Genomic DNA, 26,754 nt, shown 5'->3' with positions numbered 1-26,754 from the left:
CCGAGTGATCAGGGCGGCCGTGCCGGCTGCGTACGATGCGGGGCTGAGTTCCCCTCGTCGCGGCGGAGGTATCGGGCAGATGGCAGGACAGCACGAGGGCTTCGCTCTCGGCGTCGACCTCGGTACGTCCAACACGGTGGCGGTGCTGCGGTGGCCGGACGGGCGGACGCGTCCGCTGCTGATGGACGGTCAGCCGGTCAGTCCGTCCGGTGTGTACGCCGACCCGGACGGCACGCTGCACGCCGGTTGGGACGCTCGGCGGCTGGCGCAGGCCGACCCGGCCCGGTTCGAGGCTAACCCGAAGCGCCGGGTGGACGCGCCGGGCGTACTGCTCGGCGACCGCTCGTACCCGCCGGCCGAACTGCTCGCCGCGGTGCTGGCAGCCGTCGCGCGGGCCGCGGTGAACACGGTCGGCTTCCTGCCCCCGGCGGTGGTCACCTGCCCGGCGGCCTGGGATGAGACGCGGCGGCAGGTGCTCGGCGACGCGCTGATGCAGGCGGGCTGGCCGCAGGCGGCTGAGCACACCCTCGCCGGGCCGACGCCGCCGGGCACCCGGCTGCTGCGTGAGCCGGTGGCTGCCGCCCGCTACTACACCCAGGTGTTGCACCGGCCGGTGCCGGTCGGCGGCGCGATCGCGGTGTTCGACTTCGGCGGCGGGACGCTCGACGTCGCGGTGCTGCGCAACGAGGGCGCCGACCCGTGGGGTGACTCCGGCTTCAGCGTGGTCGCCGATGGTGGCCTGCCCGACCTCGGCGGCCTGGATCTTGACGCGGCGTTGATGCAGCGGGTCGGCGAGCTGGTCGGCGACCGGCACGCCGCGCAGTGGGCCCGGTTGATCCAGCCGACGGATGTGGCGCAGCGTCGCGACCAGATCCGGCTGTGGGACGAGGTCCGGGGCGCCAAGGAGACGCTGTCCCGGTCCACCGTGGCACCGGTCGCGGTGCCCGGGGTGGCCGAGGCGGTGCGGCTGACCCGGGCGGACGTCGAGCGCGTGGCCACGCCGCTGCTGCGCCGCGCGGTGGACCGGGCCCGGGAGGTGATCGCCGCCGCTGGACTCCGCCCCGATCAGCTCTCCGGGCTGTTCCTGGTCGGCGGATCGTCGCGGATCCCGCTGGTGGCCCGGATGCTGCACGCCGAGTTGGGGGTGGCGCCGACGGTGCTGGACCAGCCGGAGTTGCCGGTGGCCGAAGGCGCGCTGACCGATCTGCCGTTGCGCCGAGGGGTGCCCGCGCCGGCGTACGCCGGACCGCCCGTCGCCTCGCCCGCCCCGGTCGGCGTACCCGCTCAGGCTCCGGCGGGCCTGTCCGCGTCGCCGGTGCCGACCTCACCGGCCGGACCGCCGTACGCGCCGACGTCACCCGCCGCCCCACCCGCCCCGACCGTGGCGAACGGGGCAGGTTCCACCGCACCTACCGTGCCAGCCGGGGCAGGTTCCGCCGCGCAGACCGTGCCGGCCGGTGCCGGACCGATCGCACCGACCCTGCCGTCGCAGCCCGGGCCGGGTTCGACCCTGCCGGCCGGGCCGGGCTGGCCCGGGACGCCGGCGCCGACCGTGCACGGGCCGGCGGGCGTACCGTCCACCCTGGTCGGCGGGTCCGGGGCGCCCCCACCGTCGACGCTCACCCCGGCCACCGGAACGCGCTGGCGGCGGGCCCGCTGGGTGGTGCTCGGCGCGGTGCTCGCCCTGGCCGGGGTGGCCACCGCGGCGACCCTCTACCTCACCCGTGACCGCTACCCGGACCTGGAGTTCCGGGCGCTAAGCGAGCTGTCCCGGCCGGCGGCCGGCGCCGAGCGGCCGGCCGGCATGTGGACGGCGGTGCTCGGCGACCGGGCCTACCTCGGGTACCCGCTGCCGGACGACCGGCTGGAGGTGGTGGCCGTCGACACGGCCACCGGCGATGAGCTGTGGCGCGAGCCGACCGACGTCACCGCCGACGACTGGGAAGGGCTGGTCGCCGTCCCGGGGGCGGTCGCGGTCCTCGCCGACGCCCCGGGCGACAGCACCCCTCGCGCGCTGGCCATTCTCGACGGTCGCTCAGGCGAACAGCGCTGGTCGCGGATGGTCCGTGGCGACGACGACGTGTACTTCGCCGACGACGTGGCGGTGCTGGTGGACCGGGCCGGCGGCCGGCTGGTCGGCCTGCGGCTGACCAACGGCAACGAGAAGTGGATCCAGGCCAACCCCGGTGACCGGTACGGCGGCAGTCGCACCGTCGTCCGGCCGGTGGGCACCGATCAGGCGGCCGGCGGGCCGGCCTTCCTCGACGGCGCGCCCCGCAACCCGTGGACGGGCAAGGGGCGTCGACTGGTGCAGGTCGGGGCGGACCGGTCCGTGCGGCTGCTCGACATGTCCTCCGGCAATGTGCTGCGCCAGTGGGGCAGCGTCGCCGACCTCGACGACCTGGTCGTGGCGCACGAGGACCGGCTCTACGTGGCCGCCAACGAGGGCGGGTACCAACTGCTGGCGTACGACCTGGGCTCCGACGCGGAGCCGGTGGTGCTCTACCGGGCCGGGAACGACCAGAACCGGCCGAAGGAGCTGGTGGCCTGCGGCGAGCGGCGGGCGTGCCTGCTGGAGGTGCCGAACAGCGACGCCGAGCGCACCGAGGTGGTGGCGGCGACCGAGGGCAAGCAGGCGATCCACTGGTCGGCGCCGGGCGTGACCGACCTGGTCCCACTCGGCACCCGACTGCTCGCCCAGCGGGACAGCCCGGAGTCGACGGTCACCCTCTTCGACGCCGCCGGAAAGCCGGTGCTGCGCGACCGCCGCGGCGTGGCGGCCCGGCTGGACGAGGGCAACCTGCTGGTCTTCGCCAAGGCGCCCAGCACGGTGGCGGACAACCGCGTCCTGGCAGGTGTGTGGGCGAAGTCAGGCGAGGTCGACGAGCTGGGCGAGCTCCAGGAGGTCCGCAGCGCGTCGTGTTCTTGGAACACCCGTGTGATCGCCTGCGGTGCGGACAAGGACTTCGTGCTGTACAGCTTCGCCGACGAGTGACCGCCCGCGATCTTCAGGCGCGGAGGATGTCGGTGCCGTCCACCCGGACGGGGATTTCGGTGAGCCCGCGGGTGGCGGGGCCGCCCAGGCGGGCGCCGTCGGTGGCCGAGAAGGTGGAGTTGTGGGCAGGGCAGGTGATCACCCCGTCGCGGGGAGCGCCGACCCGTACGCCCTGGTGCGGGCAGGTCGCGTCGTACGCCGTGAAGGTGCCGGCCTCGGGCTGGACGACCAGCACGCCGCCGACGATCGTGCCGCCGCCGACCGGCACGTCGCTGGTACGGGTCAGCACGGTGCCGGGCTCGGCGGCCGTCTGACCGGTCGGAGGGTCGCCGGCACCGCAGGCGCTGAGCAGCCCGGCCGCGCCGACCGCACCGGCCCCGGTCAGCAGTGTGCGCCGGCTCAGGCACCAGCGATTGTCGCGGAGGAAATCCTGCCCGTCGTACACCGTCGTCACCTCTCGGTCGGCGGACCGGACCGCCGACGTCGGGGTGCGCCGCCACGTGGTCGGGATGGCGCATCCGGACGGGCCCGGTGGCTCGCCGGACCAGCCTGCCCCACCTCGCTGGACGCGCGATGCGACCGAGCTGAATGTTGGCTGGGCGCGACCGGCGCGGTGGTGGTCAGGTCCTCGGGGACGGGCTGAGTACCGCGCAGGCGGTCAACGCCTCGCGGGTCTTCGGGTCGCTGTCGTCGAGCCGGTCCGGATCCAGGCCGCGGTCGCTCAGGCAGGTGCGGTAGGCGGTGGACCGCCCGTCGCCCGATCCGCCCGGTCGTGCGCCCGGCGCGCCGGACGCGTCCGGGCCGCCGAAGCCGCCCGGCGGGCCGCTGGGCCGCACCGACGCACACGCCTGCTGCGCCTTCTGCCAGGTCTGTTCGTCGACCCCCTCCGGCCGAGCGCCGCCCGGGAAGCCGCGCCCCGCGCCCCGCGACGGGTCTGCGCTGCCCGACGGCCGGGCGGTCGGGAAGCCCGACGGGCGGTCGGTCGGCATGCCTGACGGGCGGGCGGTCGGGAAGCCCGACGGGCGGGCGGTGCCGCGCGCGCCGCCGGGAACGCGGGACGGATCCATCGTCGGCAACGCCACGCCGTTGTCCCGCAGGCAGTCCTGGTACGCCGTGAAGGAGCTTCCCACCCCGTTCGCGTCGGTCGATTCGTCGTCCGACCCGCCGCCGCAGGCCGCCAGCAGCAGGACTGCCGAGGCGGCGGCGGTCAGTACGGCCGCCAGCCGACGGCGCCTCTTGGTCAACGGCACGGGTGCTCCTCACGCCTCATCCGGTAGTTGCTCAGCGAACCGGCCGTACCTCGTCGGCGGCTCGGACCTGGCTCGGAGTTCCCTCGGAGCGACCCAGGGCACCGGCTCCACCGGTTGCCCGCTCTGCGCGGGGCGAGCACCCGAGCCGGTGTCCGGTTCCGAGCCAACTCTGAGGTGGGGTCGAGCCGACCGCGAGGCGCGCTGCGCAGACTGCCCGACCATGGGGATCGGCCTGAAGCGACGCTGGCGTACCCGGCGGACCCGGTGGTGGGCGGCCGGCGCTGCCGGCCTGCTGCTGCTTGGCGCGGCCGGCGTGCGCGCCTGGACCGCGGACGCCGCGGACGCGCCGGCCCGACCGGTGACCGTGGCCGTCGACCGGGGGCCGGTCGCGGTCGAGGTGGCCACCTCGGGCACCGTCCAGCCAGCCACCACCCGCAGCCTCGGCTTCACCATCGCCGGCACGGTGCAGACGGTCAGCGTCCGGCCGGGCAGCGTGGTCAAGGTCGGCCAGCGGCTCGCGGCGGTCGCCGACGCCGACGCTGCCGACGCGGCGGACACCGTCCAGGATGCCGAGACCGACCTGGCCGAGGCGCGGGACGCGCTGACCAAGGCCTGGGACGAGGCCGACGACCCGGCGGCGAGCTGCCAGACCGGCACCGGTTCCGGGGTACGACCGGTGGTCTGGCGCTCGCCGCAGCCCACCGGCACGCCCGAGGCGACGCCGGCCACCGGCACACCCACCCCCGGCAGCAGCCCAACGCCCCGACCCACCGCGAACTCCGCCGCGCCGAGCCGTACGCCCGGAGGTCCCGTGCCGACCGCCGCCGGCGGATCGGGGGCATCCCGGACGCCGGCCGCCCCTGGGCAGAGCGGCGCGGACTGCGGCGGGGACGCCGGAACCACCGCCCGGGGCACCGACCCGATCCTGGCCGCCCAGCGCCGGGTCAACCAGGCCGAGGCCGCCCTCACCGAGGCGCAGGAGGCCCTCGACGGCGCCACCATCACCGCGCCGATGGCTGGCACCGTGCTCTCCGTTGCCGGGCCCGTGGGCAGCCAGGTAGGCCGCGGTGCCACCTTCATCACCCTGGCCGACACGTACGCCATGCAGGTGGTGGCGAAGTTCCCGGAGGCCGACGCCGGCGCGCTCGCGGTCGGGCAGAGCGCGACATTGGCCCTGGCCGACCGGCCGGAGCAGACGTTCGCGGCGACCGTGGTGCAGGTCGACCCGGTCGGCACCGCCGACGGCACGATGGTCCGCTACGGCGTGGTGCTGTCCTTCACCACCGCCCCGGAGAACCTGCTGGTCGGGCAGAGCGCCGCCGTGACGGTGCAGACCGGTGCCGTACCGGACGCGCTGCGCGTGCCATCCACCGCCGTGCACGACGGCGCCGACCGCACCGGCAGCGTGCTGCCAGCCGACGGCGGGCCGGCCCGCACCGTCACCGTCGGGCTGCGCGGCGGCCAGTACACCGAGATAACCTCCGGGATCGCCGCCGGTGAGCTGGTGCTGCGCTCCTGGTGACAGCCGGTGCACAGGTTCAGCACAGCGAATGTCGAGCCCGGTCCGGTACGCAGTGCCAGTGCATACCAACGTCCTCCGGCCGCCCACGGCCAGCCCCGCCCCGACCGCCGAGGGTGAGTCCACAAGCGCCCGCCTCCTGGTGGTCGACGACGAGCCAAACATCTCCACCCTGCTGGCCGCCACACTGCGGCTCGTCGCGTACGACGTGCGGGTGGCGGGATCCGGGCGGGCCGCGCTGGCCGCCGTGGAGGAGTTCGCTCCGGACCTGGTCATCCTCGACGTGATGCTGCCCGACCTGGACGGCTTCGAGGTGGCCCGGCGTCTGCGCGCCGCCGGCCGGCCGGTGCCGGTGCTCTTCCTCACCGCCCGGGACACCGTCGAGGATCGGGTCGCCGGGTTGGTGGCCGGTGCGGACGACTACGTGGCCAAGCCGTTCAGCCTGGAGGAGGTGGTGCTGCGGATCCGGGCGATCCTGCGGCGTACCCGATCGGAGCTGCCGCCGACCCCGGACACCCGGCTGCTGCGCTACGCCGACCTGGAGTTGGACGACGACGCCCACGAGGTACGCCGGGGCGGGCGGCCGGTAGACCTGTCGCCCACCGAGTTCCGGCTGCTGCGCTACCTGCTGCTCAACGCCGGCCGGGTGGTCAGCAAGGCGCAGATCCTGGACCGGGTCTGGAACTACGACTTCGGCGGCGACGGGCGGATCGTCGAGTCGTACGTCTACTACCTGCGGCGCAAGGTCGACCGGTCCGGTCCACCGCTGATCCACACCGTGCGCGGGGTGGGCTACACGCTGCGGACGCCGCGCGGCAACGAGTGAGCCGCCTGCCCCGGGTGCGCCCGTGGCCGCACTGGACGCTGCGGTCCCGACTGGTCCTGGTCGTCGGGGCGCTCGCCACGCTGGCCCTGCTCGGGGCGAACGCCGCCGGCCTGCTGCTGCTGCGCAGCTACCTGGTGGACCGGGTCGACGAGCAACTCGCCGTACAGGTCCGCCCGTTCACCGGCGAGCCCCGCCCGGGCGCCGGTCCACCCGGTGCCCTGGTCGGACGGATCGCCCGGCTCGGTCCGGACCAGCTCGTCCTGTTCTACCGCGCCGACGGCACCCGCGACGCCGAGCACAGCAGCGCCCCCAGTGCGGCGGCACCGGACCCGGGATCGCTGGCCGAGGTGACCGCCCGCGCCCGCGCCGGCCGGCCGTACACCGTCTCCGGCGACCACGGCGGCGCGGACTGGCGGCTGCTCGCCGTGCCGGCGGGCGGGACCGGCGGGGTCGTGGTGGTCGGCGCCTCCCTGGCCGAGGTGACCCAGACCGCCGACCGGTTGCTGCTCATCGACGTCACGGTCACCGGCGGAGTGCTGCTCGGCCTCGGGCTGCTGGCCGCTTCGGTGGTGCGGCTCGGGCTGCGCCCGCTGACCCGGATGGAGCAGGTCGTCGCCGGCATCACCGGCGGCGACCTGACCCGTCGAGTGGACGACACCGATCCGCACACCGAGCCGGGTCGGCTGGGTGCCGCGGTGAACCTGATGCTGGAACGGATCGGCACCGAGATGAGCGCCCGCGCGGCCTCCGAGCGCCGGCTGCGGCAGTTCGTCGCCGACGCGTCGCACGAGCTGCGGACGCCGCTGACCTCGATCCGCGGCTTCGCCGAGCTGTACCGGCGCGGCGGCACCCCACCCGGTCCCGCGCTGGACGAGACGATGGGTCGGATCGAGAGCGAGGCGGCCCGGATGGGCGTACTGGTGGAGGACCTGCTCCTGCTCGCCCGACTCGACCGGCAGCGCACGCCGACGCTACGTCCGGTGGACCTGCTGGAGATCGCCGCCGACACCATCCGGGATGCGCACGCCCGTACGCCGGGCCGGCCGGTGCGGCTGAGCACGCTCGCCGAGCACGACCCGACCTTCGAGACGCCGACCGTGCTCGGCGACGAGCACCGGCTGCGCCAGGTCGCCGCGAACCTGGTCGGCAACGCGGTGCAGCACACCGGGCCCGCAGCCCGAGTGACCGTCCGGGTCGGCCGGCTGGTCGCCCCGACGGCCGGGCCGATGGTCCGCTCGGGGCCGGTCCCCGCGCCGACCGCCGACGGGTTCGCCGTGCTGGAGGTGCACGACGACGGGCCGGGTATCCCCGCCGAGCACGCCGGTCGGGTCTTCGAGCGGCTGTACCGGGCCGACCCGAGCCGGGGCCGGGGCAGCGGGGGCGGCTCCGGTCTGGGGTTGTCCATCGCCGCGTCGATCGTGCACGCGCACGGCGGGTGGATCGAGCTGGACACCGGGACGGGGTCGGGGACGACCTTCCGGGTGCTGTTGCCCGCCGTACCCCGGCAACCAGCCCCGCCGGGCGACGATCCGGCGGCACCCATTCCGAGCCAGCTCTGAGCTTGCGCCGAAGATCCTCCCAGCCGTGCCGACGAGGCTGACCGGCATGCGAGTGCGCCTGCCGGCCGTCCTGCGCCGGCCCCCCGTCGCGGTCAACGCCGCCCTGGTCCTGCTGCTGGCCAGCGGCGGCTGCTGGGCCTGGCTGTCGGTGCGCGGCGATTCGACGGCGGATGCCAGGCCCACCGGCACCCGGACCGTCAGTGTGTCCAGGGGCACCGTGACCGCCACCGTCACCGCCGACGGCTCGGTGCGCAGCGCCTCGACGGCCAGCGCCAGCTTCGCCACCGCCGGCACCGTCACCGCGATCCCGGTGCGGGTCGGCGACCGGGTGAAGAAGGGCCAACTGCTGGCCACCGTCGACCCGGCAGCCGCGCAACGCGACCTCGACGTGGCGAAGGCGGACCTGACGGCCGCGCGGGACGCCCTGGACCGCGCCGAGGAGGCCGGTTCGGACACCTCGTCGGCGGAGAACTCGGTCACCCAGGCCGAGCTGGCGGTGGACGAGGCGCAGGCCGCCGTGAGCGGCACCCGGCTGACCGCGCCGATGGCCGGCACGGTGGTCGCCGTCAACGGCACCGTGGGCAGCTCCTCCGGAGGGTCCGCCACCGGCGGCGGCTCGACCGGGGGCTCCTCCACCGCGCAGCAGGGCGGCAGCGGGTCGACCGGCGCCACCAGCTCCGGGTCCACCACCTCCAGCGGGTTCGTCGAGCTGGCCGACCTGACAAAGCTGCAGGTCACCGCCGGCTTCGCCGAGGCGGACGCGACCCGGCTCAAGGACGGCCAGGCGGCCACCATCACGTGGAACGCGTTGCAGGGGGCCGAGGCCGGTGGCAAGGTCGTCGCGGTCGATCCGCAGGCCACCACCGCCAACAACGTGGTCACCTACGGGGTCACGGTCAGCGTCGACAAGCTGCCGGCCGGCGCGAAGCCGGGGCAGACCGTGCGGGTCGCCGTGGTCACCGGCACCGCTGCGGACGTCCTGTTGGTCACCTCGGCAGCGGTCAGCGGCACCGGCGACCGGCGCACCGTCACGGTGGTCACTGACACGGGGTCGGAGAGCCGGCGGGTCACCGTGGGGCTCGCCGGCGACCAGGCGTACGAGGTCACCTCGGGGCTGACCGAGGGGGAGCGGGTGGTGCTGCCGGAGGGCAGCAGCACGGGCAGCGCCGGCGGTGGCCTCCCCGGCGGGGGCGGCCTGCCGGGTGGCGGTGGCTTCCCGGGCGGTGGGCTCCCCGGCGGGGGCGGCGTCACCGGCGGCGGTGCTCGGGGCGGGAACGGAACCCGCTGATGACGTCGGGAAACGTGTCACGCCGACCGGTCCTGGACGTCCGGATGCTGACCAAGGTGTACGGCGAGGGCCCGGCCGCGGTGCACGCCCTGCGCGGGGTCTCGCTGGCCGTCACCGCTGGCGACTATGTGGCCATCATGGGCTCCTCCGGCTCCGGCAAGTCGACCCTGATGAACATCCTCGGCTGCCTCGACGTGCCCTCCGGCGGGCAGTACCTGCTGGACGGGGTGGACGTCGGCCGCCTCGCCGACCGTCAGCTCGCCCTGGTCCGCAACCGGCTCATCGGCTTTGTCTTCCAGGCGTTCAACCTGATTCCGCGGACCAGCGCGCTGGCCAACGTCGAGTTGCCACTGGCGTACGCCGGGGTGCGGGCCGGCCAGCGGCGGCAGCGGGCGCTCGCCGCGCTGGACGCCGTGGGACTGGCCGATCGCGCGAACCACCAGCCCAACCAGCTCTCCGGTGGCCAGCAGCAGCGGGTCGCGGTGGCCCGGGCGCTGGTCACCGAGCCGGCACTGGTGCTGGCTGACGAACCGACCGGCAACCTGGACAGCCAGTCCACCGAGGACATCCTGGCCGTCCTCGACCAGCTCAACGCGGCCGGCCGGACCATCGTGCTGATCACCCACGAGCCGGAGGTGGGTGCCCGGGCCGGACGTCTGATCCGGCTGCTCGACGGGCAGGTCCGCTCGGACGTCCGGCAGGGCGGGCGGCATACGACGGCGGGGTCTGGCCGATGAACCTCGCCGAGACCGTCCGGTTCGCGCTGCGCGGCGTGGCCGCCAACAAGCTGCGTTCGGCGCTGACCATGTTGGGCATCCTGATCGGCGTCGCCGCGGTGATCCTGCTGGTCGCCGTCGGCAACGGCTCTGCCCAGGCGATCACCGACCGGATCGAGGCGCTGGGCACCAACACGCTGACCGTGACCGGCACCAACCGGGGCGGCAGCGCCGGCGGGCTGACCCTCCAGGTCGCCGACGCGCTCGCCGACCCGGTGCTCGCGCCCGATGTACGGTCGGTCTCCCCGCTGGCCACCACCAGCGCCACCCTGACCTTCGAGGGGGCCGACCACGAGGTGCCGCAGTTCGTCGGCACCCGGCCGAGCTGGTTCACCGTGGCCAACTCGCCGGTGGCCAGCGGCACCGCGTTCAGCGCCGACGACGAGGCGCAGGGCCGCCGGGTGGTGGTGCTCGGTCGGACCGTGGCAGACGAGCTGTTCGCCGGATTGGACCCGGTGGGTCGGCAGGTGACCGTGGGCGGCGCGCTGTTCACCGTGGTCGGGGTGTTGGCGGAGAAGTCCTCGACCGGCTTCCAGGACGCCAACGACACCGCGATCGCTCCGCTGCGGGCGGTACGTGAGGTGCTCACCGGGTACGGGCCGCTCAGCTCGATCCTGGTGGAGGCGAGCGATCCGGACCGGGTGTCGGCGGCGCAGGGGCAGATCTCCACCGTGCTCGCCCAGCGCCTGCCGGCGTCCACCTCGGGCAGCACCCCGTACCGGATCCAGAACGCCGCGCAGCTGTTGCAGACCCAGTCCGAGACCGCCGACACGTTCACCGTGCTGCTGGGCGCGGTGGCCGCGATCAGCCTGCTGGTCGGCGGCATCGGCATCACCAACATCATGTTGGTGACGGTGACCGAGCGGACCCGGGAGATCGGCATCCGCAAGGCGCTCGGGGCACGCCGGCGTACCGTGCTCACCCAGTTCCTGGTGGAGGCGACCCTGCTGAGCCTGCTCGGTGGGGCGCTCGGGGTGGCGGCGGCGCTGATCGGTGCCCGGTTCACCATCGTCGGCGTCCACCCGGTGGTCGTGCCCAGCTCGGTGGGGCTGGCCCTCGGGGTCTCGGTCGCGATCGGCCTGTTCTTCGGCGGCCTTCCGGCGGCCCGGGCGGCCCGGCTGCGCCCCATCGACGCCCTGCGCTACGAGTAGGCCGACTTGCGAGGAACTGACATGGACAGCAGCGACACCGTCATCTTCGACCGGGTGGACGACCACCCGGCGGCCTCGGCGGGGGCCCCGGATCGCGACCTGACCGCCGCGCTCGCCGCAGCGGCGCCGCGCCGCTGGTGGAACCGGGCAACCCTGGCGCTCGGCGCGCTCGTGCTGGTGCTGGCCGGTTTCCTGGGCGGGGTTCACGTGCAGCAACGCTGGGGTGAGTCGTCGAGCACCGCCGGCTCGGGGCGGGCCGGCTTCCCGGGTGGTGTTCCCACCGCCTTCCCGGGCGCCGGCGGGCGTGGCCAGAGCGGCGCCGGGCCGAGCGGCACGGGTGAGACCGGTGGCGCGACCGCGCCGGCGACCACCAACGGGAAGGTGAAGCTGGTCGACGGCGGAACGCTCTACCTGGAGACCGCCGACGGCACCGTGGTCACCGTGCGCACCACCGACGAGACCGAGGTCCGCACCACCAAGGCCAGCAAGCTGAGCGGCCTCAAGGCCGGACAGAGCGTCACCGTGCAGGGTGGCCCGGCGACCGACGGCACGGTCACCGCCACCGCGGTCACCGCCGGGGGCTGACCGGCGCTCGCGCCGAGCCCGCCGAACCGGCCGGGTATCCCGCCGAGGCGGCCCGTACGATGCTCCGGTGATTCTTCGGGGTACGGTCCGCGCCGATCGTCCGCTGGTGGTCCTCGCCGTCGAGGAGGAGGCCCGGTACCTGCCGCCGGAGCTGCCGGTGCTGCTCACCGGGATGGGCAAGGTGAACGCCGCCAGCGCGGTGGCGGCGGTGCTGGCCGCCGGGCCGCACCCCGCCCTGCTGCTCAACCTGGGCACGGCGGGCGCGTTGCGCCCCGGCTGGACCGGCATCCACGAGGTCGCCACCGTACTTCAGCACGACCTGGACACCGCCCTGCTGCGCACGCTCACCGGCCAGACCTACGGCGCGCCGCTGCCGCTGGCCACCGAGGGCGCGGTGCTGGCGACCGGCGACACCTTCGTGGCCGACGACGCCGCGCGGGACCGGTTGGCGCAGCGCGCCGACCTGGTCGACATGGAGGGGTACGCGGTCGCCTGGGCCGCCAACCAGGCTGGCGTGCCGTGCCGGCTGGTCAAGCAGGTCAGCGACGAGGCGGGGGAGGGTGCTGCCCGGACGTGGCGGGAGTCGGTGGACGCCTGCGCCCGGGACCTCGCCGACTGGACCGGTCGGCACCTCGACTGATCCGGCCGCCCCGGCGGCTCAGGGTTGCTGTCGCCGCATCCGCAGCCCCGGTCTGGTCACCCGGACGTTGCTCGCCGGGACCAGGGCGGCGCCGGCCAGCCCGAGCGCAACGACCACGGTGACCAGCAGCGGCGGCCAGCCACCGGCCCACGGGAGTGCCAGCACCGGCAGCAGCAGCCAGACCAGCCGCCGCCAAGGCACGATGGCGGTCACCAGATAGGTGAACAGGATGCGCCCGATCACGAACAGCGCCGGGCCACCGAGGATCAGCACGAGCCACGACGTCGGCGTCGTTCCGGTCGGCCGGTCGGCGACCAGGTCGAAGGAGGCCGCCGTGCAGACCACGCCGGCCAGCATCACCAGATGGGTGTACGGGGCAAGCCGGGCTGCTCGCCTCGCGTCAGCACCGGCCTTCAGCAACTCGCCGGCCCGGAAGACGTAGATCTGCCAGAGCATCAGCATGGTGGCGAAGGCGCAGAGCAGGGCGGCGAGCCGGAAGCGGTCGAGATGCGTCCGGCTGACCTCCAGGATGGGCACCAGGATGATGTCGCCGAGGGCCAGGATGATGAACTGCTGGTACCGCTCGCCCAGGTGCCCGGTGGTCCGCTCGTACTGGTCGAGGGGCACCCGGCCCAGCCACGGCATCGGGTACCGGACCGCCGCGGAGACCAGGTCGATCGCTATCGCGATGGTCCAGAGCCTCCAGTTCGGCGATCCGGCCACCGCTCCGGTGATCCAGAAGACGCCGGAGACCAAGAACCAGAACATGAACCGCGAGGCCCGCTCCATGGCCGCCCGGTGCCGCTGTCGGTGCAACGTGGTGACCAGGACGACGCCGCGCACCACGTGCGTGGTGACGTACGCGATCGCGAAGACCATCGCGTGCCCGGCGGACAGCATCGGCAGTGCCGCCGCCATCCCCACCGATCCCACCATGGCGACCATCAGGATGGCCTGGATCGGGCGCTGATCCGGGTCGTAGAACTCGGTCGTGGTCGAGGTGACCGACCAGGTCCACCAGATCGCCGCCAGCGTCAGCAGCACCGGCCCGGAGCCGCTCCAGGAGTCGCGTTCGGCGATCAGCTTCGAGACCATGGCGAGGGCGGCCACGAAGACCACGTCGAAGAGGAGTTCCAGCAGCGTGGCCCGGGCCGACCCGTCCGGGCGGCGTACCAGCGCCGCAGTGCCTCCGGTGGTCATGCCCGGCCTCCCGCCGCGTCTCCGAGGATTATCGGCGGCACCGGCGCGGCCCGTCCCCGGATCAGCGATTCCCGCCGACCCACCCCCAGGCTGGTCACCCGTGCGTCCGGCCTGAGGTTGCCATGGCGTCAGCCGTCGGGTGATGCTTGACGGCATTCATATATCTCGATCTCTTCGGAGGTTCGGATGCGCCGCTCCCCGCTCGTCGCCCTCGTCCTGACCGCACTCCTGCTCGTCGCGCCCGGCGCGGCGCAGGCCGCCGTCCCCGACCGGGCCGCCCCCGCCGCGCCCGTCGCCGACCCGGCCGCGCTGGCCGGGGTACGTACGCCCGGCACCGCCTGGGGCCTCGACCCGGCCACCGGCCGGATGACCATCACCGTCGACGACACCGTGGCGCCCGCCGAGGTGGCGGCGCTGCGCACGGTGGCCGACCGGGCCGGCGCGCTGCTGCGCCGGGAGCCCGGGACGCTGCGCACCCTGATCGCCGCCGGACAGGGCATCTACGGCGGTGGCGGTCGCTGCTCGCTCGGCGCCAACGTGCGCAGCGGCAGCACCTACTACGTGATCACCGCCGGCCACTGCACCACTGTCGCCAGTGCCTGGTACGCCGACAGCGCGCAGACCGCCGTGCTCGGCACCCGTACCGCCACCAGCTTTCCCAGCAACGACTACGGCCTGATCCGCTACACCAGCCGGATCGCCCATCCCAGCGCGGTCTACACCTACCCCGGCCTGCTGACCATCTACGGCGCCGGTAACGCGTACATCGGTCAGGCGGTGTGCCGCAGCGGCTCCACCACCGGGGTGCGTTGCGGCACCGTCACCGGCCTCAACCAGACCGTCAACTACGCCAGCGGCGATGTGGTCTACGGCCTGATCCGTACCAACATCTGCGCCGAGCCGGGCGACAGTGGCGGGCCGCTCTACGTGGCGGCCACCGGCACCATCCTCGGGATCCTGTCCGGCGGCAGCGGCAACTGCACCTCCGGCGGCACCACCTACTACCAGCCGATCAATGAGGTGCTCGCCGCGTACGGGCTGACGCTGCCCTGACTCCCGTTGCGCAGAGCGCAACGGGTTGCTCGTCCTGCGCAACGCACATAGGCTCGGCGGCACCCCGAACCCCCGCCGGGAGGACGTGTGCCGACCCCTGACTCCCGACCCGACCACGCGACCGACCCGGCCGGCCTCCCACCGGTCGAGGTGGCCACGGTGGGGGAGACCATGGTGGTGCTCTGCCCCGCGCCGGGCGAGCAACTGGAGCACGCCGAGCGGGTCGCCGTGTCGGTCGGCGGCGCGGAGTCCAACGTGGCCGGCTACCTGGCCCGGCTCGGACACCGGGCGACCTGGGTGAGCCGGGTCGGCGACGACCCCTTCGGCCGGGCCGTCGTCCGGCACGTCGCCGCCGCCGGCGTCCGGGTCGACCTGGTGACCGTCGACCCGGCCGCTCCCACCGGGCTGTACGTCAAGGACCCGGGCCCGGCGTCGACCACCGTGCACTACTACCGGGCCGGCTCGGCCGCGTCCCGGCTGGACCGGGCGGTACTGGCCGACCCTCGGCTGGCCGGCGTCCGGGTGCTGCACCTGTCCGGGATCACCCCGGCGCTCTCCGCCTCCTGCCGAGCCCTGGTCGAGCACGCGGTGACCGACCGGCCGCTGCCGGGCGCGCTGGTCAGCTTCGACGTCAACCACCGGGCCCGGCTCTGGCCGGCCGACCGGGCCGCCCCGGTGCTGCGCGACCTCGCCGACCGCAGCGACCTGGTCTTCGTCGGCCAGGACGAGGCGGACGCCCTGTGGGGCACCGTCGACCCGGCCTCGGTGCGCCGGCTGCTGCCCGGGCCGGAGACGGTCGTGGTCAAGGACGGCGCGGTGGGCGCCACCGCCCTGCCCCGTGACGCCGAGCCGGTCTTCGTCCGGGCTCCCCGGGTGACGGTGGTGGAGCCGGTCGGCGCCGGGGACGCGTTCGCCGCCGGCTATGTGGCCGGGCTGCTTCGCGGCCTCGACCCGGTACGCCGGCTGCGCCTCGGTCACCTGGTCGCGGCTCAGGCGCTGGGCAGCAGCGGCGACAACGCTCCGGTGCCGCCGTGGGCCTGGTTCGCCCGGCTGCTCGACGCCCCCGTCGAGGCCTGGTCGCCGCTGGACCTGACCGGCGTGCGAGCGGAGGTCTGAGGCGTGTCGCAAAGCGTCGACCGGGCGATGCGGGTGCTGGAGCTGCTGGGCCGTGAGCCCGCCCAGCTCGGTGACGTCGCCGCCCACCTGGGGGTGCACAAGTCCACCGCGCTGCGCCTCCTGCAGACCATGGAGACCGGTGGTTTCGCCCGACGCAGCGACGGCGGCTGGGCTGTCGGGCTGCGGCTGATCGGTCTCGCCCAGCAGGCCCTGGACTCCCTGGACGTGCGCACGGTGGCCCACCCGCACCTGGCTGCGCTCGGCCGCGACTGCGGGCACACCATCCACCTGGCCCAACTGGTCGACGACGAGCTGGTCTACGTGGACAAGATCGAGGCCCGTGGCCAGGTGCGGATGTACTCCCGGATCGGGCGCACCGCGCCGTTGCACGCCAGCGGGGTGGGCAAGGTGGTGCTGGCGTTCTGCCCGGAGCCCCGGCTGACCGGGCTGCTCGACCGCACCGAGCTGCGCGCGTACACCCCGGGCACCATCTGCGACCCGGGGGCGTTGCGCGCGGAGCTGGCGGCCGTCGCCGACCAGGGCTGGGCCGCCGACGACGGCGAGTTCGAGCCACTGATCACCTGCGTGGCGGCCCCGGTGCGGCAGGCCGACGGCGCGGTCACCACGGCCGTGTCGGTGACCGCGCCGACGGTGGTCGCCACCCTGGCCGACCTGCGACGCCTGCTACCCCGGCTGCTGGCCACCACGCAACAGATCTCCCGCGACCTCGGATGGAGTGGACCATGACCACAGCGGACTTCGAGCACATCTTCGGCGCCGCCCGCGTGATGGCGATCCTGCGCGGCCTGCCGGTGGCGGAGACCGTCCGGCTCGCCGGCCGGGCCTGGGACCTCGGTATCGACGTGGTGGAGGTGCCGGTGGCCACCGCCGACGCGGTGCCGGCGCTGCGCGCCGCCGTCGAGGCGGGCGCTGAGCGCGGCCGGATCGTCGGCGCCGGCACCGTGCTCGGCGTGGAGCAGGTCGCCGCGGCGGCCGACGCCGGGGCGGCGTTCACCGTCGCGCCCGGCCTGGACCTGGCGGTCGCCGACGCCGCCGCCGGCCGCGGCCTGCCCCACCTGCCCGGCGTGGCCACCCCGACCGAGGCACAGCAGGCGATGCGACACGGCCTCACCTGGCTCAAGGCGTTCCCCGCGATCTCCCTCGGGCCGGCCTGGTTCCGGGCCGTTGCCGGCCCACTGCCGCACCTCCGCTTCGTCGCCACCGGCGGCCTCGACGCCGACAACGCCGGTGCGTTCCTCGCCGCCGGAGTGCGGGTGGTGGCGGTCGGCTCCGCGCTGTCCGACCCGAACCAACTCGACCGCCTGGCCGACCTGGTTGCCCTCGGAGCGCCCACCCGCTGACCCCCGGATGGGGTGCCCCGCGCACCCCGGCCTGCTTCCCGATGAGGACGGCGTCAGCCGGTGACCGCCGCCCGGTCCAGGAAGAACAGTCGCGCGCGCTTCTCCGGCAGGTCGATCAGCGGGCCGGACTGGAACCCGGTGCGCAGCAGCCGGTCGAGGATCTTGTCGTTGCGGGCGTCCGGCTCCATCACGATTCGCAGTCGGGCCGGATCGGCGAGGACGAAGTCCAGGATCGCGCCGAGCAGCGCGCCGGTGAAGCCGCGCTCGACCGTCACCGGTGGCCCGATCAGCAGGTGCATGCCGACGTCGCCGGGGCGCACGTCGTAGCACTCGCCGACCGGATCGGCCTCGGGCTGGTAGGTCTGCACCAGCGCCGCCGGCACGCCGTCGCGGTGCACCAGGTACGCGTGGTGGGTGGCCAGCGCGTCCAGGTACGCGTAGATCTCGTGCACCCGGTCGCGGCTCGCCTCGCGCATGCCCCAGAACCGGGCCCGTTCCTCGGTGACCCAGCCGTGCAGCAGGTCAACGTCCTCGTCCGGCCGCACCGGTCGGATGGTCACCACCCCGAACCCGGTGACGTCCCGCCGGTAGTGGTGCTGATCGGCCCTCGTCGCGTCAGTACTCATCTCGCTCCTCGGTGAGCTGGTCCCAGTCGGTGGTCACCGGCAGCAGCTCGCCGGACAACCACGCGGCGTTCTGGTCGTCGTGGTGCGGGTCGCCGGGCACCCCGCAGGCGCCCAGCGGGACCACCCAGCGACTGTCCTCCCGCCGCGCCAGGTCCCAGACGAAGCGCGCCGCCGGCCCGCGTGCGCACCAGTGGGTGACCCCGGGCACGCTGGAGGTGGCCAGCACGCAGTCGTGGTCGCCGTCCAGCCGGGGACCGGGCCCGGCGTCCGGATCGGGCAGCGCCCGCCACGGCGCCAGCCGGTGCAGGTCACCCCAGTGCGTCTGTCCGTTCGCCGCACCGGTCGGGCCGGCGACCTCCTCGGCCGCCGCGCCCACCAGCGCCGCCACGTCCAGGCCGGGTAACCGGGCGGTGCCCAGCAGGTGCTCCAGCGCGTAGCCGACCCGCGGCGTCAGCGCCAACCAGGGTGCGAACACCTCCGGGTACGCCGGCGGCTCGGCCAGCGCGGCCACCGCCGGGTGGGCGGCCAGCCGGCGGACCACGGCCGCCCGCAGGGTGGCGAAGTCCGCGGCGTCGGTGCTGTCGGCGGCCATCCGCCGGTCCCAGTGCAGCAGCCGGTCCCGCAACGCGGCGGCGGCCGGGCCGAGCGCGGTCACCCCGGCCAGTACGGCCAGCAGCGGGCCGGCCGAGCCGAGGTACGTGTCGGTGTGCACGGCGGCCAGCCGCTCGGGCGTCCAGCCGCCACCGGCGTCGAGCAACTCGGCGATCCGGCGCGCCCGGTGTGGCGGGGCGAACTCGACCCCGAGCGGCGCCGCCAGCCCTCGCTCGTTGGCCATCACCGCGCGGTCGACCACCTCAGCGTGGGGCAGCGGCGCGTACCAGCCGCGCCAGGCGTGCTCGGCCCGCCAGGCCGGGACCACCCGCCGGCCGTTCTCCGGATGCCGCACCGGCACCGCGCCGGCGACCCGGTGCAGCAGCCCGCCGGCGGTGTCCGCCGCCTGCACCACGTTGACCGGCTCCACCCAGTGCCGCAGCGCCCGGTCCACATCGGCCACAGTCCGGGCGCGCAGCAGCTCCGGCAGCGCCGCGAAGCCGAGCTCGGCGCGGACCCGGGGCGGGTAGCGAAGGCTGACCGCGGTCGGCTCGTCCGGCCCGCCGGCGATCACCGGCCCCCGATCGGTCTCCACCACCTCGACCTCGACCGGGTCCGCCCCGGCCACCTCGATCATCTCGACGTGGACGTGCGCGGGTCGCCAACCGTCCGGGCCGAGGGCCCGCACCTCGTTGCCGTGCCGGCGTAGCTGCTCGGCGTACAGGTCCTGGTAGTCGGCCATGGCGTTGGTGATGGCCCAGGCCACCGCGCCGGTGTGCGCGAAGTGGGCGATGCCCGGCACGCCCGGCATCGCCAGCCCGACCACGTCGTACTCCGGGCAGGCCAGCCGGATCTGCTGGTAGACGCCGGGATCCTCGATGAACCGGTGCGGGTCGCCGGCGAGCAGTGCGGCGCCGGTGCCGGTCCGCCCGGCGGCGAGCAGCCACCCGTTGCTGCCGGCGACGGCCGGCCCGTCGGTGGCGAACAGGTCGACCGCGGCCGGGCCGAGCCGGTGCGCCACGTGCTCGCGCCAGAGCTTGGAGGGGAACCCGGCGAACAGGATGTGGTGGCCCAGCCAGACCGCCAGCGGGGTCCACGGCTGCCACCGGCCGGGAGTCAGCCCGGCGGCGGCGAACTCGGGCGCTCGGGCCGCCCCGGCGGCAAGACCGGCGTTCACCCCGGCCACGTACGCGGCCACCCAGGCGGCGGTGGCCGGGTCGAGCGCGGCGTGGCAGCGGCGGGCGGTGTCGTCGAGCCGGACCTGCCGGGCGAAGCGGTCCCAGCCGAGCGCGTCGGCGCCGAGGAAGGCGGCGCTGGTGCCCTGGGCCCGGTGTCGCTCCACCTCGATCTGCCAGGCCCGGTCGTACGCGGTCACCCGGCCCTGCGCCGTCGCCAGGGCGAGCGGGTCGTCGGCCCGCAGGTGCGGCACGCCCCACCGGTCGCGGAAGCGTCCGGCGGTCACGCCGCCGCCATCCGGTACGGGCGGGTGGTCACGCCGGTCACCCGGCGCGCGCGGGTCACGCCGGCTCCGGGGCGGGCGCGGTGGCCCGGCGCCGGGCGGCGGGGATGACCAGCGGGGTGCCCGTCTCGGGGTCGTCGATCACCCGGCAGGGCAGCCCGAAAACCTCGGCCACCAGGTCGGCGGTGACCACCGACGCCGGCTCCCCGGCGGCCACCACCCGCCCGTCGCGCATGGCGATCAGGTGGGTGGCGTAGCGGGCCGCGTGGTTGAGGTCGTGCAGCACCGCGACCAGCGTGCGTCCCTGCTCCTCGTGCAGCCGGGCGCAGAGGTCCAGGATCTCGATCTGGTGGGCGATGTCGAGGTACGTGGTCGGCTCGTCGAGCAGCAGCAGCGGGGTCTGCTGGGCCAGCGCCATGGCGATCCAGACGCGCTGCCGCTGGCCGCCGGAGAGCTCGTCCACCGGCCGGTCGGCGAGGTCGTCGACCCCGGTGGCGGCCATCGACTCCTCGACCACCCGCTCGTCCTCGCGCGACCACTGCCGCAGCAACCCCTGGTGGGGGTAGCGGCCCCGGGCGACCAGCTCGGCGACGCTGATCCCGTCGGGCGCGATCGACGACTGCGGCAGCAGGCCGAGGGTGCGGGCCACCTTCCGGGCGGGCAGGTCGTGGATGTCCCGGCCGTCCAGCAGGACCGTTCCGACGGTCGGGCGCAGCATCCGGGACAGCGCCCGCAGCAGGGTCGACTTTCCGCAGGCGTTCGGACCGATGATCACGGTGAACGACTGGTCGGGCACCGCCACGGTCAGGTCTTCGGCGATCGTGCGCCGGTCGTAGGCGAGGGTCAGCGCGGTGCCGCCGAGCCGGGAACTGCCGGGGTGCATGGGTGCTCCTTCGAGGGCGTCGCGGGTGTTCACAGCCGACCCGCCCGGCGTTCCATGGCCAGCAGCCAGACCAGGTAGCCGCCGCCGATCACTCCGGTCACCACACCGACCGGAAGCTGGTGCCCGGCGAACGCGCGCTGGGCCAGCAGGTCGGCGCCGACCAACAGCGCCGCGCCGACCGCCATCGACGGCAGCAGGTTCGGGCCGGGCGCCCGGGTCAGCCGCTTCGTCACGTGCGGCGCGACGAGCGCCACGAAGGACACCGGTCCCGCGGCGGCCGCCGCGAACGAGACGAGGAGCACCGCCGCCGCCAGCAGGATCAGGCGTAGCTGGCGTACCGGCACACCGAGGGCGCTGGAAGTGTCGTCGCCCAGCTCCATCATCCGCAGCGCCGGGCCGCAGCCGACGAGCACCAGCGGCCCCAGAACGGCGGTGACGACGAGCAGCGGCCCGGCGTTGGCCCAGCCCCGCCCGTCCAGGCTGCCGGTCAGCCAGAGCACCGCGCGGGCCGCGTCCATCAGCGGCGCCCGGGTCAGCAGGTAGCCGTTGACGCCGGTGAGAATCGCGGCGACGCCGATGCCGACCAGGATCAGCCGGTAGCCGTGCACCCCGCGCCGCCAGGCGAGGGCGTAGATCAACAGGCCGGTGGCGAGCCCGCCGGCCACCGCCGCGCCGGCCAGCGCCAGGCTGCCGCCGCCGAGGACGACCACCACCAGCGCGCCGGTCGACGCGCCCTGGGTGAAGCCGAGCACGTCCGGGCTGCCGAGCGGGTTGCGCACCAGCGACTGGAACACGGTGCCGGCCAGCGCCAGCGCCGCGCCGACCAGCAGCGCGGTGACCAGCCGGGGCAGCCGCAGCTCGTTTACGATGAAATGCTCCGCCGGGGTGCCGCCGCCGGTGAGCGTACGCAGCACGTCGGCCGGGCCCATCGGGTAGTCGCCGCTGCCCATGGCCACCAGGCCCAGTCCGGCGGCGAGTAGCGCGGCGCCGGCGCCAACGGCCAGCGCGCGGGGGCGGAACCGCAGCGAAAGCCCGCCAGGGGTACGGATGACGGTCACGCCACAGCTCCGCTTCGTTCCGCGGTGGCGCGACGCGCCACGGTGCTGAGCCTGCTGGTTCGCTCGCTGCGCTCGCTCACGGGTGGGCCACCCGCCCGCGCGCGACCAGCCAGAGGAAGAGCGGGCCGCCCAGCACGGCGGTCACCATGCCGACCTGGAGTTCACCCGGTCGGCCCAGCACCCGGCCCAGCACGTCGGCGCCGAGCAGCAGCACCGGGGAGAGCACCGCGCAGTACGGCAGCAGCCAGCGCAGGTCGGGGCCGGTCAGGGCCCGGACCAGGTGCGGCACCAGCAGCCCGACGAAGACGATCGGGCCGCAGGCGGCGGTCGCCGCTCCGCAGAGCAGGGTGACCGCGACGATCACGGCGGCCCGGATCAGCGCGGGTCGGGCACCCAGGGCCCGTGCCGCGTCGTCGCCGAGCGCGAGGGCGTTCAGCGGGCGGGCGGCGCCGAGCGCGACCAGCAGGCCGACCAGGATGAACGGCAGCACCCGGGTCACGGTCGCGGAGTCCGCGCTGGCCAGTGAGCCGACCGTCCAGAACCGCAGCCGCTCCAGCGAGGCGGTGTCCAGCAGCATCACCGCGCTCACGTACGAGTAGAGGGTGGCGTTCAGCGCCGCGCCGGCCAGTGCGAGGCGGGCCGGGGTGGCGCCGCGTCCACCACCCACGGCGTAGACCAGCGCGGTGACCACGGCCGCGCCGAGCAGCGCGAACCAGACGTACCCGCCGATGGCGGTGACGCCCAGGAAGGCGGCGGCGGTGGCGACGGCGGCGGACGCGCCGGCGTTGATGCCGAGCAGCCCGGGGTCGGCCAGCGGGTTGCGGGTGAGGGCCTGCATCACCGCGCCGGCGACTCCGAGCGCCGCGCCGGCGAGCAGCCCGAGCAGGGTGCGCGGCAGGCGCATCCGGTGCACCACGGCGTACTCGGCGGCGTCGTGGTGCAGCAACCCGGACCAGACGTCGCCGAGCGGCATGGCCTTCGCGCCGACGGCGATGCTGAGCAGGAGGACCACGCCGAGCAGCGCCACGGCGCCGACCAGGCCGGCGGCGCGGGCCGCCTGGCGACCGCGCCGCGCCGGCGGTGGTGCGGGGGGTGGGGCCGCCGACCCATCCGGCACGGATCGTGCCGAGCGGATGACGGAGGGTGTGGCGTCCAGTGTGGGCTCCGGGGGTGTGGCGACACGGCGTACCGCTGTTGACAAAGGCCGAGGTTAGGCTAACCTAACCCCGCTGTCCTGGTCGACCCCGGCCATCCCCTGATCGAAAGACGACACCATGCCCGATGCTCTGTCCGCCCGTCGCCTCTCTCGCCGTGGGCTGCTGGCCGCCGGTGGCGCCGCCACGCTGGCCGCCCTGCTCGCCGGCTGCGGCAAGGACGACGACGCAAAGCCCGCTGCCAGCAACGGAAGTGGTCCCTGGTCGTTCACCGACGACCGCAACCAGAAGATCGACGCGGCGGCCCGCCCGGCCCGCGTGGTCGCTTTCACCGGCGTGGCGGCGGCCCTGGTCGACTTCGGTCTCGACAAGCAGATCGTCGGCGTGTTCGGCGAGACCAAGCGCGCCGACGGCACGGCCGACCCGCAGGCCGGTGACCTGAACGTCGAGTCGGTGGAGATCCTCGGCAACGTGTGGGGCGAGTTCAGCCTGGAGAAGTACGCGGCCCTGCGCCCCGAGCTGCTGGTCACCCACATGTACGACCCGGACGCCCTCTGGTACGTGCCGGACGAGAGCAAGGCCAAGATCCTGCCGCTGGCGCCCAGCGTGGCGATCACCACCGCCCGGGTGCCGATGACCAAGCCGATCGAGCGGTACGCAGCCCTGGCCGAGTCGCTCGGCGCCGACCTGTCGGCCAAGAAGGTCACCGACGCGAAGGCCCGCTTCGACGCCGCCTCCGAGGCGGTCCGCCAGGCGGTCAAGGCCAACCCGGGTATCAAGGTGATGGCCTGCTCCGGCAGCCCCGACCTGTTCTACGTCTCCAACCCCAAGGTGAGCACCGACCTGATGTACTTCGCCGAGCTGGGCGTGGACATCGTGATCCCCACCAAGCTCGAAGCCGGCGACTACTTCGAGGCGCTCAGCTGGGAGAACACCGCCAAGTTCCCGGCCGACCTGATCCTGCTGGACAGCCGCAGCACCGCCCTGCAGCCCAAGGACCTCGCGGCCAAGCCCACCTGGCAGCAGCTGCCGGCGGTCAAGACCAACCAGGTGACCCCGTGGGACGCGGTGCCCCGCTTCTCGTACGCCGGGTCCGCGCCACTGCTGGAGAACCTCGCCACCGCCATCCGGAACGCGAAGAAGGTCAGCTGACGCCATGAGTACGAGCACCGTCGAGCCTGTCGCCCTCCAGTACCGCTTCTTCGCCGCGCACGTCGTCCGGGCCCGCCGGGTCGGGGCTTCACTGGTACGGGTCACACTCGGCGGTGCGGAGCTGGCCGGGTTCGCCGGCGGCGGCCGGGACCAGAGCGTCTCGCTGTTCCTGCCGCACCCCGGACAGGACGCCCCGGTGGTGCCGATCGAGCTGGGCGACGACTGGTTCGGCGCCTGGCGGGCACTTCCGCCGGACATCCGCGCGGTGATGCGCTCGTACACCATCCGGGAGCACCGCCCGGCCGCCGCCGAGGTGGACATCGATTTCGTCAGCCACGGTGACACCGGCCCCGCCTCGCGCTGGGCCGGTCAGGCCGGGCCCGGTGACCGGTTGCTGCTGCTCGGCCCGGCCGTGCGGGACAACCGCAGCGTCTGCTTCCGCCCGCCGGACGACACCGACGTCGTCCTGCTGGCCGCCGACGAGACCGCGCTGCCGGCCGCCGCCGGCATCCTGGCCTGGCTGCCTGCCGGCACCCGGGTCCGCGCCTGGATCGAGGTGCCGGCCGCCGCCGACATCGGTGAGCTGCCCACCGCGGCGGACGCGGAGATCCGGTGGATCGTGCGGGGCAGCACCCCACCCGGCAGCGACCTGCTGGTCACCGCGATCCGCGGCGCCCGGTTGCCCACCGGCACCCCGTACGCCTGGATCGCCGGTGAATCCGGCGCGGTGCGGGCACTGCGCCGGCACCTGGTCGGCGAGCGGGGCATCGACCGCCGACGGGTGACCTTCGCCGGCTACTGGCGACGCGGGGCATCCGAGGAAGACCTGCGCGCCGAGGCGCTGGTCGGCGCCACCGCCTGAGCGGCGACCCATCTGAAGGCAGCACGGCCCCCGGCGCGCACGAACGCGCCGGGGGAGGGTTCCGGCTGCCCATCGTCGAGAACGTGGAGGACATCCCGTGACTGTGCCGACGTACCCCGTCAAGACCACCGCACCGCCACCGGCGCCGGCTGCCGCTCCGGCCGCCGCGCGAGCCCAGCTGCTCCACGACGGATCGGTCGAGCAGTACCGGCGGACACTCGCCGCCGGCGTCGACCGGGTCGCCCGCCGGGTGGCCACCGTGGACCAGCCCGGCACCGGGATCACCCCGGCCGAGCTGGCCCCCCTGGTCGACCGCGTCGACCTGGACCGGCCGCTCGGCGACGCCACCGCCGCGCTGGACGAGCTGGAGGACGTCTACCTGCACGACGCCGTCTGGTTCCACCACCCCCGCTACCTCGCCCACCTCAACTGCCCGGTGGCCATCCCGGCGCTGCTCGGCGAGGCGGTGCTCACCGCGGTCAACTCCTCGCTGGACACCTGGGACCAGAGCGCCGGGGCCACCCTCATCGAGCGGCGGTTGATCGACTGGACCGCCAGCCGGATCGGCCTCGGCCCGAACGCCGACGGCGTGTTCACTAGCGGGGGCAGCCAGTCCAACCTGCACGCGCTGCTGCTGGCCCGCGAGGAGGCGTGCGCCGCCGCGACCAGCCCGGCGGACCGCGCCGAACTGCTGCCCCGGCTGCGCGTCATCACCTCCGCGGCCGGCCACTTCAGCGTGCAGAAGTCGGCCAAGCTGCTCGGCCTCGCCCCGGACGCGGTGATCGCGGTGTCCACCGACCCGCAGCGGCGGATCCGGCCCGCCGCCGTCCGCGACGAGATCGCCCGGTGCCGGCAGGCAGGGCTGGTGGTGATGGCCGTCGTCGGCACCGCCGGCACCACCGACTTCGGCTCCATCGACCCGCTCGCCGAGCTGGCCGGGATCTGCGCGGCGGCCGGCGTCTGGCTGCACGTGGACGCCGCGTACGGCTGCGGGCTGCTGGTCTCGCCGACCCGCCGGCACCTGCTCGACGGCATCGAGCGGGCCGACTCGGTGACCGTCGACTACCACAAGTCGTTCTTCCAGCCGGTCAGCTCCAGCGCGCTGCTGGTCCGCGACCGGCAGGTGCTGCGGCACGCCACCTACCACGCCGACTACCTCAACCCGGCGCGAATGGTGGAGCAGCGGATCCCCAACCAGGTCGACAAGAGCCTGCAGACCACCCGCCGCTTCGACGCGCTGAAGCTCTGGCTGACCCTGCGGGTGATGGGCCCGGACGCGCTCGGCGCGCTCTTCGACGAGGTGGTCGACCGGGCCGCCGACGCCTGGGAACTGGTCAGCGAGGACCCCCGCTTCGAGGTGGTCACCCGCTCGGCGCTCAGCACGGTGGTCTTCCGCTACCTGCCCACCGGCCAGGGCCGGGAGCTGGCCGACGCGGCCAACCTGCACGCCCGGGAGGCGCTGGCCGCCTCCGGTGCCGCGCTGGTCGCCAGCACCCGGGTGGACGGGCGGCACTTCCTGAAGTTCACCCTGCTCAACCCGGCCACCACGGTCGAGGACGTCGGGCACGTGCTCGAGCTGATCGCGACCCACGCCGGCCGGTACGTGCACGACCGCGCCGCCGCTGACCTGACCTGCCACGTCGGCTGATG

24 protein-coding genes are annotated in these 26,754 nt (G+C 74.8%); 16 read left to right on the top strand and 8 right to left on the bottom strand.

Translation table 11 applies throughout. The features are described 5' to 3' along the window. The first annotated feature begins 79 nt into the window (after positions 1–79). Complete coding sequence (locus ACFY29_RS01460; protein WP_386982423.1) at positions 80–2,995, top strand: Hsp70 family protein; 2,916 nt, start codon at positions 80–82, stop codon at positions 2,993–2,995. Between the two features lie 13 nt (positions 2,996–3,008). On the opposite strand, the gene ACFY29_RS01455 is transcribed toward ACFY29_RS01460, so the two are convergent. Further along, positions 3,009–3,440 (bottom strand): Rieske (2Fe-2S) protein, encoded by a 432-nt coding sequence (locus ACFY29_RS01455; protein ID WP_386982420.1) that lies wholly within the window; start codon positions 3,438–3,440, stop codon positions 3,009–3,011. Between the two features lie 175 nt (positions 3,441–3,615). Next, the gene (locus ACFY29_RS01450) at positions 3,616–4,245 is read right to left on the bottom strand and encodes a hypothetical protein (RefSeq protein WP_386982417.1); all 630 of its coding nucleotides are present in this window, start codon (positions 4,243–4,245) and stop codon (positions 3,616–3,618) included. A gap of 220 nt (positions 4,246–4,465) precedes the next feature. Between ACFY29_RS01450 and ACFY29_RS01445 the strand changes: the two genes are divergently transcribed. The 8 genes from ACFY29_RS01445 (at position 4,466) to ACFY29_RS01410 (ending at position 12,589) form a co-directional block, all read left to right on the top strand. Further along, complete coding sequence (locus ACFY29_RS01445; RefSeq protein ID WP_386982414.1) at positions 4,466–5,767, top strand: efflux RND transporter periplasmic adaptor subunit; 1,302 nt, start codon at positions 4,466–4,468, stop codon at positions 5,765–5,767. A gap of 58 nt (positions 5,768–5,825) precedes the next feature. Next, positions 5,826–6,590 (top strand): response regulator transcription factor, encoded by a 765-nt coding sequence (locus ACFY29_RS01440; protein ID WP_386982411.1) that lies wholly within the window; start codon positions 5,826–5,828, stop codon positions 6,588–6,590. Then, on the top strand, positions 6,587–8,149 hold the full coding sequence (locus ACFY29_RS01435) for a sensor histidine kinase (protein WP_386982408.1): 1,563 nt from the start codon (positions 6,587–6,589) through the stop codon (positions 8,147–8,149). Before ACFY29_RS01440 ends, ACFY29_RS01435 begins: the two co-directional genes overlap by 4 nt. Before the next feature lie 46 nt (positions 8,150–8,195). Then, positions 8,196–9,437, top strand: a complete 1,242-nt coding sequence (locus tag ACFY29_RS01430) for an efflux RND transporter periplasmic adaptor subunit (RefSeq protein ID WP_386982405.1) — start codon at positions 8,196–8,198, stop codon at positions 9,435–9,437. Continuing rightward, positions 9,437–10,174, top strand: coding sequence for an ABC transporter ATP-binding protein (locus tag ACFY29_RS01425; RefSeq protein WP_386982403.1), 738 nt, complete (start codon positions 9,437–9,439; stop codon positions 10,172–10,174). The genes ACFY29_RS01430 and ACFY29_RS01425 overlap by 1 nt, the downstream gene beginning before the upstream one ends. Then, on the top strand, positions 10,171–11,364 hold the full coding sequence (locus ACFY29_RS01420; protein WP_386982400.1) for an ABC transporter permease: 1,194 nt from the start codon (positions 10,171–10,173) through the stop codon (positions 11,362–11,364). The genes ACFY29_RS01425 and ACFY29_RS01420 overlap by 4 nt, the downstream gene beginning before the upstream one ends. Before the next feature lie 21 nt (positions 11,365–11,385). Further along, positions 11,386–11,949: a hypothetical protein gene (locus tag ACFY29_RS01415; RefSeq protein ID WP_386982397.1), complete on the top strand. Its 564-nt coding sequence runs from the start codon at positions 11,386–11,388 to the stop codon at positions 11,947–11,949. Positions 11,950–12,016: 67 nt separating this feature from the next. Continuing rightward, positions 12,017–12,589 (top strand): nucleosidase, encoded by a 573-nt coding sequence (locus tag ACFY29_RS01410; protein ID WP_386982394.1) that lies wholly within the window; start codon positions 12,017–12,019, stop codon positions 12,587–12,589. Positions 12,590–12,607: 18 nt separating this feature from the next. On the opposite strand, the gene ACFY29_RS01405 is transcribed toward ACFY29_RS01410, so the two are convergent. Beyond that, positions 12,608–13,789 (bottom strand): low temperature requirement protein A, encoded by a 1,182-nt coding sequence (locus ACFY29_RS01405; RefSeq protein ID WP_386982391.1) that lies wholly within the window; start codon positions 13,787–13,789, stop codon positions 12,608–12,610. Positions 13,790–13,975: 186 nt separating this feature from the next. Here ACFY29_RS01405 and ACFY29_RS01400 point away from each other — a divergent pair, with 186 nt between their 5' ends. The 4 genes from ACFY29_RS01400 (at position 13,976) to ACFY29_RS01385 (ending at position 17,319) form a co-directional block, all read left to right on the top strand. After that, a complete protein-coding gene (locus ACFY29_RS01400; protein WP_386982388.1) occupies positions 13,976–14,842 on the top strand; it encodes a S1 family peptidase in 867 nt (288 codons plus the stop codon). 87 nt (positions 14,843–14,929) lie between these two features. Then, positions 14,930–15,958, top strand: coding sequence for a sugar kinase (locus ACFY29_RS01395; RefSeq protein WP_386982385.1), 1,029 nt, complete (start codon positions 14,930–14,932; stop codon positions 15,956–15,958). Positions 15,959–15,961: 3 nt separating this feature from the next. Continuing rightward, entirely contained in the window at positions 15,962–16,705 is a 744-nt protein-coding gene (locus ACFY29_RS01390) for an IclR family transcriptional regulator (RefSeq protein WP_386982382.1), read from the top strand. After that, the gene (locus tag ACFY29_RS01385; RefSeq protein WP_386982379.1) at positions 16,702–17,319 is read left to right on the top strand and encodes a bifunctional 4-hydroxy-2-oxoglutarate aldolase/2-dehydro-3-deoxy-phosphogluconate aldolase; all 618 of its coding nucleotides are present in this window, start codon (positions 16,702–16,704) and stop codon (positions 17,317–17,319) included. Before ACFY29_RS01390 ends, ACFY29_RS01385 begins: the two co-directional genes overlap by 4 nt. Positions 17,320–17,372: 53 nt before the next feature. Here ACFY29_RS01385 and ACFY29_RS01380 read toward each other — a convergent pair whose 3' ends face one another. The 5 genes from ACFY29_RS01380 to ACFY29_RS01360 form a co-directional block, all read right to left on the bottom strand. After that, on the bottom strand, positions 17,373–17,945 hold the full coding sequence (locus tag ACFY29_RS01380) for a GNAT family N-acetyltransferase (RefSeq protein WP_386982376.1): 573 nt from the start codon (positions 17,943–17,945) through the stop codon (positions 17,373–17,375). Beyond that, positions 17,935–19,998, bottom strand: a complete 2,064-nt coding sequence (locus ACFY29_RS01375; RefSeq protein ID WP_386982373.1) for a penicillin acylase family protein — start codon at positions 19,996–19,998, stop codon at positions 17,935–17,937. Before ACFY29_RS01375 ends, ACFY29_RS01380 begins: the two co-directional genes overlap by 11 nt. A 55-nt stretch (positions 19,999–20,053) precedes the next feature. Continuing rightward, positions 20,054–20,878 carry an ABC transporter ATP-binding protein gene (locus tag ACFY29_RS01370; RefSeq protein ID WP_328416091.1) on the bottom strand — a complete coding sequence of 275 codons (825 nt, stop codon included), beginning with the start codon at positions 20,876–20,878 and terminating at the stop codon, positions 20,054–20,056. Between the two features lie 29 nt (positions 20,879–20,907). Further along, on the bottom strand, positions 20,908–21,936 hold the full coding sequence (locus tag ACFY29_RS01365; protein WP_355606994.1) for an iron chelate uptake ABC transporter family permease subunit: 1,029 nt from the start codon (positions 21,934–21,936) through the stop codon (positions 20,908–20,910). Positions 21,937–22,012: 76 nt separating this feature from the next. After that, a complete protein-coding gene (locus ACFY29_RS01360; RefSeq protein WP_328416095.1) occupies positions 22,013–23,053 on the bottom strand; it encodes an iron chelate uptake ABC transporter family permease subunit in 1,041 nt (346 codons plus the stop codon). A 157-nt stretch (positions 23,054–23,210) separates the two neighbouring features. Between ACFY29_RS01360 and ACFY29_RS01355 the strand changes: the two genes are divergently transcribed. The 3 genes from ACFY29_RS01355 to ACFY29_RS01345 all read left to right on the top strand — a co-directional run bounded on the left by ACFY29_RS01355 (position 23,211) and on the right by ACFY29_RS01345 (position 26,752). Then, positions 23,211–24,242, top strand: a complete 1,032-nt coding sequence (locus tag ACFY29_RS01355) for an ABC transporter substrate-binding protein (RefSeq protein ID WP_386982368.1) — start codon at positions 23,211–23,213, stop codon at positions 24,240–24,242. 4 nt (positions 24,243–24,246) lie between these two features. Continuing rightward, a complete protein-coding gene (locus ACFY29_RS01350; protein WP_386982365.1) occupies positions 24,247–25,104 on the top strand; it encodes a siderophore-interacting protein in 858 nt (285 codons plus the stop codon). A gap of 97 nt (positions 25,105–25,201) precedes the next feature. Then, on the top strand, positions 25,202–26,752 hold the full coding sequence (locus ACFY29_RS01345; RefSeq protein ID WP_386982362.1) for a pyridoxal phosphate-dependent decarboxylase family protein: 1,551 nt from the start codon (positions 25,202–25,204) through the stop codon (positions 26,750–26,752). The last annotated feature ends 2 nt before the right edge of the window (positions 26,753–26,754 follow it).

The organism is Micromonospora sp. NPDC000668 (assembly GCF_042897975.1).
Taxonomy (GTDB): domain Bacteria; phylum Actinomycetota; class Actinomycetes; order Mycobacteriales; family Micromonosporaceae; genus Micromonospora.
This window is presented reverse-complemented; position numbering and strand designations above follow the sequence as displayed.

Coding starts and splice junctions, on each gene's coding strand:
- ACFY29_RS01460 (WP_386982423.1), top strand. CDS start 80: ATGGCAGGACAGCACGAGGGCTTCGCTCTCGGCGTCGACCTCGGTACG.
- ACFY29_RS01445 (WP_386982414.1), top strand. CDS start 4,466: ATGGGGATCGGCCTGAAGCGACGCTGGCGTACCCGGCGGACCCGGTGG.
- ACFY29_RS01430 (WP_386982405.1), top strand. CDS start 8,196: ATGCGAGTGCGCCTGCCGGCCGTCCTGCGCCGGCCCCCCGTCGCGGTC.
- ACFY29_RS01425 (WP_386982403.1), top strand. CDS start 9,437: ATGACGTCGGGAAACGTGTCACGCCGACCGGTCCTGGACGTCCGGATG.
- ACFY29_RS01420 (WP_386982400.1), top strand. CDS start 10,171: ATGAACCTCGCCGAGACCGTCCGGTTCGCGCTGCGCGGCGTGGCCGCC.
- ACFY29_RS01415 (WP_386982397.1), top strand. CDS start 11,386: ATGGACAGCAGCGACACCGTCATCTTCGACCGGGTGGACGACCACCCG.
- ACFY29_RS01405 (WP_386982391.1), bottom strand. CDS start 13,789: ATGACCACCGGAGGCACTGCGGCGCTGGTACGCCGCCCGGACGGGTCG.
- ACFY29_RS01400 (WP_386982388.1), top strand. CDS start 13,976: ATGCGCCGCTCCCCGCTCGTCGCCCTCGTCCTGACCGCACTCCTGCTC.
- ACFY29_RS01385 (WP_386982379.1), top strand. CDS start 16,702: ATGACCACAGCGGACTTCGAGCACATCTTCGGCGCCGCCCGCGTGATG.
- ACFY29_RS01380 (WP_386982376.1), bottom strand. CDS start 17,945: ATGAGTACTGACGCGACGAGGGCCGATCAGCACCACTACCGGCGGGAC.
- ACFY29_RS01370 (WP_328416091.1), bottom strand. CDS start 20,878: ATGCACCCCGGCAGTTCCCGGCTCGGCGGCACCGCGCTGACCCTCGCC.
- ACFY29_RS01355 (WP_386982368.1), top strand. CDS start 23,211: ATGCCCGATGCTCTGTCCGCCCGTCGCCTCTCTCGCCGTGGGCTGCTG.
- ACFY29_RS01350 (WP_386982365.1), top strand. CDS start 24,247: ATGAGTACGAGCACCGTCGAGCCTGTCGCCCTCCAGTACCGCTTCTTC.